Annotated in this window: 9 protein-coding genes; 6 read left to right on the top strand and 3 right to left on the bottom strand. The window is 40.8% G+C overall.

Annotation, left to right across the window (positions count from 1 at the left end; translation table 11 throughout):
• The first annotated feature begins 138 nt into the window (after positions 1-138).
• A complete protein-coding gene (locus ACQEXT_RS14405) occupies positions 139-1557 on the top strand; it encodes a basic amino acid/polyamine antiporter (protein ID WP_426952687.1) in 1419 nt (472 codons plus the stop codon).
• 32 nt (positions 1558-1589) lie between these two features.
• On the opposite strand, the gene rarD is transcribed toward ACQEXT_RS14405, so the two are convergent.
• On the bottom strand, positions 1590-2480 hold the full coding sequence (gene rarD, locus ACQEXT_RS14400) for an EamA family transporter RarD (RefSeq protein ID WP_426952685.1): 891 nt from the start codon (positions 2478-2480) through the stop codon (positions 1590-1592).
• Between the two features lie 345 nt (positions 2481-2825).
• On the opposite strand from rarD, the gene ACQEXT_RS14395 reads away from it, so the two are divergent.
• A complete protein-coding gene (locus ACQEXT_RS14395) occupies positions 2826-3182 on the top strand; it encodes a PilZ domain-containing protein (RefSeq protein WP_426952684.1) in 357 nt (118 codons plus the stop codon).
• 136 nt (positions 3183-3318) lie between these two features.
• Here ACQEXT_RS14395 and ACQEXT_RS14390 read toward each other — a convergent pair whose 3' ends face one another.
• Entirely contained in the window at positions 3319-3525 is a 207-nt protein-coding gene (locus ACQEXT_RS14390; RefSeq protein WP_138971344.1) for a helix-turn-helix domain-containing protein, read from the bottom strand.
• Between the two features lie 1381 nt (positions 3526-4906).
• Here ACQEXT_RS14390 and ACQEXT_RS14385 point away from each other — a divergent pair.
• From ACQEXT_RS14385 to ACQEXT_RS14370, 4 genes are all read left to right on the top strand, one after another.
• The gene (locus ACQEXT_RS14385) at positions 4907-5596 is read left to right on the top strand and encodes a response regulator transcription factor (RefSeq protein ID WP_426952682.1); all 690 of its coding nucleotides are present in this window, start codon (positions 4907-4909) and stop codon (positions 5594-5596) included.
• A 394-nt stretch (positions 5597-5990) separates the two neighbouring features.
• Positions 5991-6359, top strand: coding sequence for a response regulator (locus ACQEXT_RS14380; RefSeq protein ID WP_426952680.1), 369 nt, complete (start codon positions 5991-5993; stop codon positions 6357-6359).
• 264 nt (positions 6360-6623) lie between these two features.
• Positions 6624-10355, top strand: coding sequence for an ATP-binding protein (locus tag ACQEXT_RS14375; RefSeq protein ID WP_426952678.1), 3732 nt, complete (start codon positions 6624-6626; stop codon positions 10353-10355).
• Positions 10352-11503: an EAL domain-containing response regulator gene (locus ACQEXT_RS14370; RefSeq protein ID WP_138971349.1), complete on the top strand. Its 1152-nt coding sequence runs from the start codon at positions 10352-10354 to the stop codon at positions 11501-11503. The genes ACQEXT_RS14375 and ACQEXT_RS14370 overlap by 4 nt, the downstream gene beginning before the upstream one ends.
• Before the next feature lie 141 nt (positions 11504-11644).
• Here ACQEXT_RS14370 and ACQEXT_RS14365 read toward each other — a convergent pair whose 3' ends face one another.
• Positions 11645-12235: a LuxR C-terminal-related transcriptional regulator gene (locus ACQEXT_RS14365; protein ID WP_426952676.1), complete on the bottom strand. Its 591-nt coding sequence runs from the start codon at positions 12233-12235 to the stop codon at positions 11645-11647.
• Positions 12236-12613: the final 378 nt, after the last annotated feature.

Raw genomic sequence — 12613 nt, 5'->3', positions numbered from 1 at the left:
TGATTCCAACCATTGATCGATGACAATGAAAGGTGAGATTTGTTTGCTATGTATGCGATATGCCTCACATCAGGTCTGCCTATTCAAAGTTAATCGTCGTAAAATCCCTTCCTTCTGATTGCGTCCCGTGGAAACAACATGGATAACAAACTTGGCTTGAGCTCCCTGACCGCCATCGTCATCGGTTCGATGATTGGAGCTGGTGTGTTTAGCTTGCCACAAAATATGGCTTCGGTAGCTAGCCCTGCTGCTGTAATGATTGGCTGGACAATCACTGGCGTGGGTATGATCTTTCTTGCGCTCTCTTTCCAAACGCTTGCCTCACATCGACCAAATGTCGACAGCGGTGTTTTTGGCTACGCAAAAGCGGGATTTGGGGATTTTGTCGGTTTTTGCTCAGCATGGGGCTACTGGCTAAGCGCAATGTTGGCCAACGTCTCTTATCTGGTTATCGTATTCAGCACTCTGGGGATGCTATTTGATACTCCGGATAACGTTATTTTTGGTCAAGGCAACACGGTAATTTCGATTATTGGTGCATCTTGCTTGCTGTGGATGGTGCATGCGCTGGTGTTGCGCGGTGTCCAAACTGCCGCATTGATTAATATGGTGACAACGTACGCAAAACTGGTCCCGCTGATGGCGTTTATTGTCTGTACGATGCTTGCCTTTAGTTGGAACACTTTCACTCTTGATTTTACCGGCGTTCATTTTGGTGAGGAGCACAGTCTGTGGTCGCAAGTGAAGAGTACGATGCTTGTGACGGTATGGGTGTTTATCGGCATTGAAGGCGCTGTTGTCGTCTCAGGTAGAGCTCGAAACAGAAAGGACATCGGGCGAGCGACGATTCTAGGGCTGCTTACCGCGTTAGCAATCTATGTATTCGTCACCTTACTTTCAATGGGTGTGGTAAAGCCGGTTGAACTGGCTCAATATCAAAACCCATCTATGGCGCGAGTATTGACGGTCATTTTAGGTCCATGGGGACAATACATCATCAGTATTGGGTTACTGATCTCCGTGTGTGGCGCATTTCTTAGCTGGACAGTTCTTGCGTCTGAAGCGCCTTATCTATGCGCTAAGGAGAAGATGTTTCCTAAAAGTTATGCGCGACTGAACGAAGCGGGGAGTCCGGTTAAGCCGCTGACCTTAACGAATATCTGGATTCAGGTTTCTCTGATCTTTGTCATGTTCGCTGGTAGTACTTACGACACCTTGCTGATTATCGCTTCAGAGATGATTTTGGTACCGTATTTCTTAGTAGGAGCGTTTGTCCTAAAAATAGCCATTGAAGAGAAGAATCGAGGCAGCCTACTTTTGATCGGTCTCGGTGCATCTGTTTACGGACTATGGCTGTTGTACGCGTCTGGTCTCAACTATTTACTGTTGTCCGCAATACTCTATCTGCCCGGACTGTATTTCTACATCAAGGCCAAAAGCGAACAAGGCGTGAATCCATTCGCAGGAAAGGAAAAGCTTGGAGCAAGCATGCTTGGAGTAACAGCGCTGTTCTCGATGGCTCTTCTGTGGCAAGGCAGCCTTAGTCTCGGATTTTGACACTTTCCCCCGCGTTATTGCGGGGGATTTTTTTATCGGCTCTTGGCTGTATAGCGGTATCGTGCGCTTTCCAGCACAGTGAATGCTAAACCCACCCAAATGAGCCCAAAGCTGATGAGTTTTACTTCATCGAAGAGTTCGCCAAATAGATAAACGGCAAGAAGAAACTGGATAGATGGTTCGATATATTGCATCAAGCCAATTGTTGTTAAAGAGGTCAGTCGTATTGCGATCGAATAGAAGACCAAAGGGAGTAGCGTTGCTGGAGCTGAACCAAGATACAGCATAAGAGTCGTCGTATCTGAGTGAAGGGATACGGCCCCAAAAGTAATCTCTTTAACCAGGATGTAGATCGCTGCGATAGGGAGTAAAACCAAGGCTTCGACAAACAGACTCGTAGCCCAATCGAAACCGATTTGCTTTTTCAGCCAGCCGTAGAGTGAGAAAAACACAGCGATCGAAATGGCAACAAGGGGGATCTCACCATAATGAATGATTTGATAAATAAGCCCAATGCATGCCAACAGGAGCGCGACTTTTTTGCCTAGTGACAGGCATTCGCCAAGCAAAATTACCCCAAGCGCCATTGTTACAATCGGACTGATGAAAAAGCCCAGACTTGATTCCATCACTCTTTCATTAGTTAACGCCCAAGTGAACGCAAGCCACGAACAAGACATAACAATAGCGGCAGCAAAGGTATATACGAGAGAGCGTTTATCTAACCAGATAGCGGTTAAATTAGGTAAGTGTTTGTTAGACATGAGGACGATGAGCACGCCGAGAGGAACAGAGGCGATCAACCGTATCGCCAGTAACTCATCGCTCGCAGCGTTGGGTAGGTATTGATAGTACAAAGGCAACAACCCCCATACTACGAAAGAGAAGGCTGCCATTCCGTTGCCTAGACGATGGTCAGACATAATGACCTCATGACAATGAATCGTTAGAAAAATCTATTACCTCTAAGCTAGAGTGTAAAGAAATTAGTCACTCAGTGAGTAATGTTTGGAGCATTGTTCTGTTGTCATACAAGGCTGGTAGAATAATAAGTAATAAAAATGTTAAATTTCAGAGGTGTGGTCAGCAAGACACTCAACTGCCGACTGAGAAACGGGGATTCGCTCTCAGTAGAAAGAGAACAACGGCAATAGGTCTGTAGATGTAAGTCCTTGTATGTTAGATTATTATCACCTTAAGTACTGACTAAATAGGAAGTACTATAATGAATGTATATAGCTGGATGCTGAGTTGTAGGGAGCAAGAGCATGAAGGACTTAGATCAGAAACGGAAATATTACCGTTTAAAATACCCAAAGCGTGCAAGGCCGTTTGTAAAGTTCGCAGATGAAATGTTTCAAGTCACAGAGGTGTCCGAGGGTGGGATAAGAATGGTGATGAACAACTTCACTTCTATGTACAAGGGCTTAACCGTCAAAGGTGTTCTAAACCTCCATGATGAAAACTCAGTGGACATAGAGGGAGCGGTACTGCGTTTTGACAACGACGAAGTGATAATTCAACTTCGCGTTGGCCCAACCTTCAAAATTATGGTCGATGAACAGCGTCATATTAAAAACAAATATCCAGTCTTCTTCGCACGTTTAAGAGAACGAGTTGCGTAACATCAGCGGCATGACTTTTCTCTCTTTTAAGAGATCACACTCTGTTTAATCATCAATCCAGCCATACTGAACCTTGCAACAAACGTTCTCCTATTCAAACCGACCGTCTATAGTTCAAAGCGTTAACTAGATAGAATTATCTATTCTCGCAGTGAATCGTCATAGAGATCAATAGCGTGTCATATATTTTAATTAAGGTGCTCAACTTCGGACTGGATTGCCCGTTTTCAATTCTACAAATATGAGAAGGGGAAGTATTACACAGTTGAGCCAAGTCATCTTGAGTCATTCCAAGGAGCTGTCTCTTATTTCTTATAGTACTAATTAGTTCTTGTTCATTCATAATTTATCAAACTATGTGTCGAGTTGCTCAATATCGATATGCTGAGTGATCTTGTCTTCTTTCTCAACAATAGTCTCAAACTAGACAATGGAAACTGAGATTCTTAGCCCACTAGTCACTGTTGATTCCTATTTGAAACACAATTAAATATTTTTTATAAATCTGATTTTATTATTTTAGCTTGAATAAACTAACAATTTAGATGCTTGGCATTCTAATCTAAAGTTTATGATGCTTGTGGGTGGATTGGAATATTCCGACAATTTTTTACTTTATGCTCTAAATGGCAATTTGGCTGGGATTCTGCGCAATGTATGGGGTATTCGTCACTGATGGTATCTCGGTCGTTGATATAAAATTATTTTTAAATTCAATGGCTTGACGTTAATTCTTTATGCCAATAGAGGGTTATCTAGTTGTTGTTACTATGTTGATACAAAATAACAGAGGCTTTTGGTAATATTGTGTCAAAATTACCTAATATGATAAGACGGCCCAATGAAACTTAACTTTCGAAATCTATCCACTAAAACGAAATCTATCCATTAAAACAGAGTTAATCAGTCTGTTTTTACTAGTATTTCTGACCATTTCACTACTATTTTCCATGTATTGTCAGTATGTAGTGAGTTCGAAGAAAGCAACGCTAATCGCCAGCATTCTCTTGATTCGATTAAAAAATATATGGGAAGAATGTTATCGCAACATACAATATCAGATTGATGTTATTGAAAGCCTCTGCGAGGGATATCGATGAAGCGGACTATACAGATAGAATAGACCGCTGGTATGAGAGTAGTCTGAAAAATCTTACTGACATTGCTGGTAATGCGAAAAGCCAAGTCGTCATTTGGTCAGATTGGTATGGATAGATCAAGAGAGATCACTAAGATGATTTCTTTATCAATCGACAAAGCGGCGGAACTGGTTTTGGAGCTAAAGAATAGCTCTTGAAACATTAGCCAGGTCATCGAAGTGATTAATAACATCTCGGAGCAAACGAATTAAATGTCACTCTTCTCCTTAATATATGCAACGTGTGTAATGAAACAACCTATATCTTAGGTAAGATAAGTCTGAAAATTATCTGTTACTGATACATAATTGTATGACTTTGTTACAATAAAGACATTAAAAGGTAAACGGGTATTTTGTCAGAAAATACTTAACTAAATTGTTGCCTAAGAGTGTATGTTGAATGGTTTAATCTTTGTTTGGTCAAAGTTGTAAACATTCAATGGCCGATAGTTCTGATTGATGGTTTATAGATAACTTTTGATTGGACAGATTTAAGGCGTCTTCCTTCCGATTTTATTAATCGTAAGGCCTCTTAGTAAAATTAAGACAGTGGTGCTAGTTGCATTTCAATAGGGGAAGAGTCTTGAAGCGAATCCTATTATTAGAAGATGACCTTTTTACTTCTAGGCTAATAAAAGGAGCATTGGAAAAGGTTGGATTTATAGTTGTACAATCATTTGATGTTTCCTCTGCTTTTCATGCTGCGGTGGGGAATCATTTTGATCTTGCTATTTTTGATGTTCAGTTACCTTCTGGGTCAAGTTTGGATTCATTTTCTCGGTTAACGAAAATACTCGATTGCCCGGTAATCGTCTATACCGCCAAACAAAGTACCAGAATCGAATTAAAAAGCTTTGAGATGGGGGCATCTGATTTTTTATTAAAGCAGAGAGGAGTGGATATCCTGATAAGTCGAGTTAAGCGACTTGTCAATATGGAAGATACTGAGCAATTTAAAGCTTATCACGAAGAGGAAGATACGCCTTGTTTTGAAATTAATAAGGATCAGCGTACGTTCGAATATAACGGTACTGTGTTGGAGTTGACAAAAAATGAAGCCAATATTTTGTTCTTTATTTTGTCACAGGATAACTTCTTTGCTGACCGGGAAGAATTAAGCTATTCAACAAAAGGGCATGGCTATGATGGTTGGAGTCGGGCGCTCGATCTTGCGATTAGTCGCCTGAGAAAGAAAATCAGTCAACAAACCTGCGGAAAAGTAGAGCTACAGTCAGTCAGGGGCAAGGGATACAAAGTGAATTTCAATAGATAGAAATAGATAGTGAAAAGGCCCAATGAAATACCGATGCGAGGAGCTAACCTACTTAATTGACAACGTCTGCTTTGGGAATAAAGCGGACGCAATGACACTCATCCAAAGTTTAAGAGAAGAGATTTTAAAGTTGGGGCGATGTTGCTCGTTTGGCCACTCATCGTTTGTTCTCATTGATGACATGAGCCGCAGAAGACATAAGTTGGTTGGTAGTTCAGGTTTGTTGGGGCTGTACTCACTTTCCAATCATCTGAGACAAATGGTCTTTATCGACGAAAAATATGAATACAACTATCTGATAATAATGAGTTCGTTGAGATTTTCAATTTATTATCTAGATGAGCTTATTTTCTATCTTCGCCGAGAGATCATCTAAGTACATATGTAATCAATCATGAATTTTCAAGATATAAACGTCCTAATTGCGGAGGATTATCCTCTCAATGCTATTGTGCTAATCAAGATGTTGACACATCTTGGCGCGAAATTTATGCATTATGAGGATGGAGAAAGCCTCGTTTTGCACTATCGAAATAACCGTAACTACGATCTGATTTTTATGGATCTAGAAATGCCTTATCTAAATGGATTTGAAGCCAGCGATTTGATTAGAGAGTTTGATGTCGATATTCCTATCATCGCATGCAGTGCACATTGTTACGATGATATAAAAAATGAACTCAATAATAGTCAAATGAATGGTTGCTTGAAGAAACCTTATACCATCGGAGAATTGGCTGACGTCATTGTTAGGTTTTGCTGATTGCTTATAGATAGGTATTAAATTCGGACTTAACTATTTTGGATGTTTTTAATGTTCGACATGAACTGTTTTTATTAAATGAATGGAACGGTAGTTGGTGTTTAATATGGATATGTTGCAATTATGATACACATCTCTAATTTTAATTCCTATTGTTACATGAATGATACCTTGGTTAGTTAATGGTATGTGAATATCGTTAAATTATTGGCCTGGTTATTTAAATTGAAATTACTCACTTACATCAGTTTCAAGGTTTTATAGATGTCTCTATTGTTAAATATATTTTTTCTACTAGGTAGCGTATCATTGATTAATACCGCTTATGCCGCCTCTATGGACCCAATGTCACAGGAGGATTATCAGTACATAGATAACCTAGGAGATGTGAATATCGCTGTACTGTCCGAAAAAGGGCGGCCAGTTTATCCGACATCTGGACGCGGTGAGTTTTATAACCTTAACGTGACCTATCTGAAAAAAATTGCCAATGAACTCGGTCTGAAGATCGAATTTGTCGAGTTTGAAAATACCTCGCAAGTGATGTCTGCTCTGCATGCAAAGGAAGCGGACTTGATACTCGATTTTAACGATAAAGCGATTAAAGATAAGCAAGGATTGTTCTACTCAGCACCTATATTTAAAAGCACAGTTGCCTATTGGAGTAATAGTTATGTTGACCAAGAAAACTTAGAAAAGCGACCATGGGTGTGCGTTGTTGGAACGGTGTATTGTAATATTTTGGATAGCCGTGGAATAGAGAATGTGACTCGCGTGGCTAACTTTAGACAGGGTACGGAAAGTGTTCTCAAGAGTGACGATAAGATATTTATTGATAGCTATATTAGCTTTGCCGAGTATCTGAACGCGACAGATAATGTCTCCAGCTCTATTTCAACGCCTCCTTGGGGAGGATTTGTTTACGCGCAGATCGTTTCACTCGATGAAAACAAGCGTTTAGTCGAGATCATCAATAAGATTATCAAGCGTTCGATTGAAAGTGACCACCTCATAAACAGCATCAGTCCTTATTATTTTTCGGACATGATTAATAGGGCATTTCGTAATAGCAATTACAGCAATATCATCAAGTACTCATTCGACGACGATACGTTTCCTCTACTTTTTAGGAATCAAGATGGAAGTCTTTCTGGCTATCTCAAGGATGTTCTAGACCTGATATCATCAAGGACGACGCTCGAATTTGAGTATGTTCCCTTAAGGCAGTCTGTGTCAACTTACGATATGCTGGCGTCAAATGAGATTGATCTCGTTCCTTATTCATCGATAACCATGGGCTCCAACGAGAGTGTCGAGTTTACCGACACCTTCATGTCGTTTACTTATTACACTGTCAGCCTCGCACATTCGGCTGAACCCAAAAAAGAGTCGAAAGGCGTTCTGTTATCTGAAAGCAAAAAGCATGTTGACGTGAAAAATCAGTTATTTGGCGAGAGCACCAAAGTGTTTAGGGATTCTAAAAAAATCCTAAGGGCGTTAGAAACGGGTGAGATTGACATCGCTTACATTCGTGAAGATATCATTGAGATGATTATATCGTCTCATGCTGACGACGAGTACTTTGTCGATCGTACCAAACCGATTGTCGTGAATCTGGCAATGGCCGTTTCGTCAGATAAGCTTTCACTCATTAATGTGCTGAACAGCATTTTCAGAACCTGGGATCAAAACGAATTAAACAAAATTAAGAATTCCTATGACCCGTTTAATGTCGTCTATGGCTATGAAGAAAAATACCTCTATCAGGTGACGTTTGGTTTTGTGTTTGTCTTTCTGTTTAGCGTCGTGATTTTCTATTTGTTGCAGAAGAATATGAAGCTCAACGTTATCATCAAGGAGAAAGATGCCGCTGCAACGAGAATCGAAAATGAGTTTTTAAACTCTGTGATTCGTCAGATCCCTTCAATTGTTTTTATCTACGACGGCAGATCCAATATCCGCTACACAAACTGCAGCAAATATTTGAGTAATCAGTGTAATGCTTGCCACATTTCCGAAAGCGGTATGGGCTACAAAAATAAGAAAGTATTTGACGACATGTTCCACAATGATCTGACGATCAATGATGTTTGCCGCACATATAACTGTCCGCTAGACATGGAAATGATGGAGTATGTCAGTAAGAAAATCACGCTCAACGACAAGGAATACATCCTAACGGTCATTAATGATATTACCGAGAAAAACCAACGAGAAAACGATCTGAAGAATGCTAAGAAAAAGGCGGAATCGGCGATTCAGGCACGCGATAAGTTTCTCGCCTCGATGACGCATGAGCTAAGAACGCCAATCGCTGGCATGGTCGGGTTGATTGAAATGCTAGGTGCAAAAATCGAAGATGAAGAGGAAACTTTGCTCATCAACAACATCTCGTCATCAGCAAGACAACTGAATGTTCTGGTGAATGATATTCTGGATTTCTCGAAGCTCGAGGCTGACCAACTCAAGCTTTCCCCTTTTGATTGTGATGTCTTGCGAGAGACCAGTGAGGTTCTGCGCGTCCACAAAATTGCCGCAGATAAGAAAGGCATCCGCCTACACTATGACTTTAAACCTACCAATGTCAGGTTGGTCTCTATTGATGGTCTCAGGTATTCGCAAATACTTAACAACCTCCTGTCCAATGCGATTAAATTTACCGACATAGGCACGGTGACATTAGAAGTTGAACTTAGCGATACATCAATCAACTTTTTGGTGACAGATACTGGCTGTGGTATGTCGACAAAAGTTCTTGCCACTGTGTTTAGTCCATTTGTTCAAGCGGATAGCTCAATTGCACGGAAGTACGGTGGCACTGGGTTAGGTTTGTCCATTGTTTCTGAGTTGGTCGAACTCATGAATGGGCAACTTAATGTTGAGAGTATTGAAAATCTTGGTACTAAGATGTCGGTTTCGCTACCGCATCAGCTCGTTAGCACCTACAAAGGACAGCTCAGCAGCTTGGATATTCAGTTCGGTGACGTGAGTGACAACATCAAAGAGTGGGTCGCTATCTGGTCGACGCTAACCGGCTACCGAGAGTTAGAAATTCCAGATAAGGGACACAGCATTCTGATCACTTCTGACTACAGCAATGTCGACAGTGAGATACCTTTCGAAAGACGTATTGTCTTCAAGGATGGTGTTGAGGGGTTTAAGCAAGTGGAGCAACAACAGATTGTTTTGTCTAATTCGCCGATATTTCCAGACTTACTATTTGAATGCTTGTATCAGCATACAGAAAAAGCCTCGACATTAACGCCCTTAAGATTCGAGCAATTGCAAGGAACGGTACTCGTTGCGGAAGATAACCCTATCAACCAACTTGTGATTCGTAAGCAGCTAGAGCAGTTGGGGCTGACGGTCAATATGGTTGACGATGGTGAAGCCGCTTACCACGCGATCATGGAGCATCCTGATGGCTTTGATCTACTTATTACAGATTGCCATATGCCCAATATGGATGGGTTCGAACTCTCTAGCAAACTGCGCAATGAAGCCAATCTAGATAAACACCTAACCATTATTGGCTGTACAGCAGAGGATTCGAGCATTGTTCGAAGTAAGTCTAATGAATCGGGGTTCGATCATATCTTGTTCAAACCTTATGGAATAGAGAAACTAAGGAATCTATTGGAGGCATGCTTGTTAGATAATGGAACTAAAATCGCCCCTATCACGCATTGGTTAGACAAATACAATGAAGAGGAGGTTGAGCAATTAAGGAAGATTTCGGTAGCGTGCCTATCAAGCGATCTCAAGTTATTAGAAGAGCAGCAAGAGGATTTACCCGCGCTCCAGAAAACGGTACACAAGATCAAAGGTGGTGCGTTAAGTTTAGGCATCGATGATCTTGCCAAGATTATTTACAAGGTAGAACGCTCGATTAAAGGAGGGAGAAAAGTCGAGCTTAAGTCACAGCTAGAGATTCTGGCCGATGTAATGCAGAAAAACATTGCGCTTATCGAGAACTATCAAAGGTCGAAGAAATGAACATACTTATCCTTGACGATAGTCCTCTAGAGCTTATCTTACTTGGCTACAAACTGAAAAATATTGGCTGCAAGAATGTCCACTCTGCGACTTCGGTAGAGAAGGCTATGGCGTTACTAAGCAGGATCCAATTCGACTTAATCATTAGTGACCTCGACTTGCCTGATAAAGACGGACTGATGTTTTTATCGGAGCTAAAGAAAAACCATTATAACAATGCTGTGTGTATCTCTAGCTGTGTTGATGAAGGCATTATTGCTTTAGCGAGCAAGATGGCGACAACTCTTGGCCTTAATGTGGTCGGAACCTTAGTTAAACCTGTCTATGAAGATAGCCTGTGTAATCTTATACAGATGACAAGTGAGTTATTGTCTTGCGCACCAGTGAAGAAGGACCTCGATTTCTCTATAAATGAAGTCTTATATGGTTTAGAGAACGAACAATTTCACAATGTTTATCAGCCGCAAGTTTGTTTTAAGACGAACAAGCTTATTGGGTTCGAAGTATTGGTGCGCTGGCAGCATCCCCTTAAAGGAACACTGACCCCCAACTACTTTATCCCGCTACTAGAAACGAACCAACACACGGACTTGCTTCTTGATGCCGTCATGAATCGACTCAAAGTGGATTTTGTCTATATTCCTGATGGTATGAAAATATCCATAAATCTGACCGCAGACAACTTTATGGAACCCGACCTCGTCGACAAATTGGTTAGCATGGTAGATGAAGTCGGCATGGACATATCTCTATTGACCCTTGAAATCACGGAAAGCCAAATTTTTCAGCCATCGACAACAATGCTAAGTAACATCGCTCGGCTGAGGATGCTCGGTGTAAAAATATCCATCGATGACTTTGGCACTGGTTACTCCAGCTTCGGTAATCTCGTGGACATCCCGTTTACTGAACTCAAGATTGATCGCCAATTTACTAAGCGTTACTTTTCGGACTTGAAGTCGAGGCATATCGTCGATTTAACGACAGAACTGTGCCGCAGAACCGAAATAATAGTTGTCGCGGAAGGGGTAGAAACAAAAGAAGAATTTGAAGCACTGCGTATGCTAGGCGTGGATGTCTGCCAAGGCTTTTACATTGGCAGGCCATTAGCGATTGAAAAACTCAAATCGTTTAAAGTTCTTAGCTAAGCCTATCTAAGGTAAGTTTGATTCTCGTCGCTCTATATGGCTGACGGCGAGAATCAACCCATCGCGTCGTTATCCTGTCATTTGAAATGCATGCGTATATATCTCAACCAATGGCTGAGCTCATTAGGGGGAGGGGAGTTATTAAGAGATGGAACCTTGGAAGGAGATTATTTCGATAATGGATTTGGCATTGTATTTATTTAATATTCTAGATTTGTAAGTACTTACCGTTTTATTGCTCAAAGAGAGAAGTTCAGATATTTTTTTATTAGAGTATCCTTTCGCCAAATAGGACAACACCAACGCCTCGCGGGCAGATAGGTTCGAAGTTTTTTGGGCAGGTATTGCTACACTGGATTCGAACGCGTCTTTGCCCTGACTGACGAGTAATATCGCAGCTCGAATTGTCTTTATATCTTGCGTTTTGTACACCAATCCATTAGCTCGGTTGGTACGAGCGATCTGCGAGTACATTTTTGAATTACATGAAGATATGAACAATATTGCACCTTCAAAACCCAGTGAGCGCAATCTTTTGGCATAGTCGATGCCGCTACCGTTGCTGATTTCAGTATCCAAAATCACAGTTTCGATACGTTTGTTGCGTATGACCTGGCTCGATTTCGCTGCGCAGCTCTCTTTGTATACAGTACAGTTTGGGTAGATGGTTCTAATTAAACTTTCTAACGCTTTTTGAAATAATGGTTGAGCATCTATTAATAGGAAATTCATTTTGCAAAAAATCCTTATTCACTATTATTTTTACTAAAAAAAATAGCTCGCCTAGCAGGGAGGCCGTTTAGCGAGCTTAAAACGTGAAAGCTATTGGGTACTTTCACAAACTGAGTATCTTTTTAGATACTAGTAAGAACGTGATAGGCTTTTGTAACAATAGTGAATCAATAGTGCTTTTATTAAGATTTATATGAATAAGTGTTAATATCGTTTTATCACTTTCGCTACATTTCATTTTTGTGTTTTGTATAAAAAGCAATCTTTGAGGTGACGATTCTTTGATTTGAGGTGACTGTCCCTGAGGGATCCCCACAAAATCATATAGTCGCCTCTTGAGCTTTAGCGAGTTTTATAAGGAAGCTTTCTATACCTTTC

The sequence above is a fragment of the Vibrio sp. TRT 29B02 genome (assembly GCF_050113655.1).
Classification (GTDB): domain Bacteria; phylum Pseudomonadota; class Gammaproteobacteria; order Enterobacterales; family Vibrionaceae; genus Vibrio.
The sequence above is the reverse complement of the archived record's forward strand: the minus strand, read 5'-3'. Positions and strand labels throughout refer to the sequence as shown.

Excerpts from the sequence above, each read along its gene's own strand:
- ACQEXT_RS14405 (WP_426952687.1), top strand. The coding sequence starts at position 139 with ATGGATAACAAACTTGGCTTGAGCTCCCTGACCGCCATCGTCATCGGT.
- rarD (WP_426952685.1), bottom strand. The coding sequence starts at position 2,480 with ATGTCTGACCATCGTCTAGGCAACGGAATGGCAGCCTTCTCTTTCGTA.
- ACQEXT_RS14395 (WP_426952684.1), top strand. The coding sequence starts at position 2,826 with ATGAAGGACTTAGATCAGAAACGGAAATATTACCGTTTAAAATACCCA.
- ACQEXT_RS14390 (WP_138971344.1), bottom strand. The coding sequence starts at position 3,525 with ATGAATGAACAAGAACTAATTAGTACTATAAGAAATAAGAGACAGCTC.
- ACQEXT_RS14380 (WP_426952680.1), top strand. The coding sequence starts at position 5,991 with ATGAATTTTCAAGATATAAACGTCCTAATTGCGGAGGATTATCCTCTC.
- ACQEXT_RS14375 (WP_426952678.1), top strand. The coding sequence starts at position 6,624 with ATGTCTCTATTGTTAAATATATTTTTTCTACTAGGTAGCGTATCATTG.
- ACQEXT_RS14370 (WP_138971349.1), top strand. The coding sequence starts at position 10,352 with ATGAACATACTTATCCTTGACGATAGTCCTCTAGAGCTTATCTTACTT.
- ACQEXT_RS14365 (WP_426952676.1), bottom strand. The coding sequence starts at position 12,235 with ATGAATTTCCTATTAATAGATGCTCAACCATTATTTCAAAAAGCGTTA.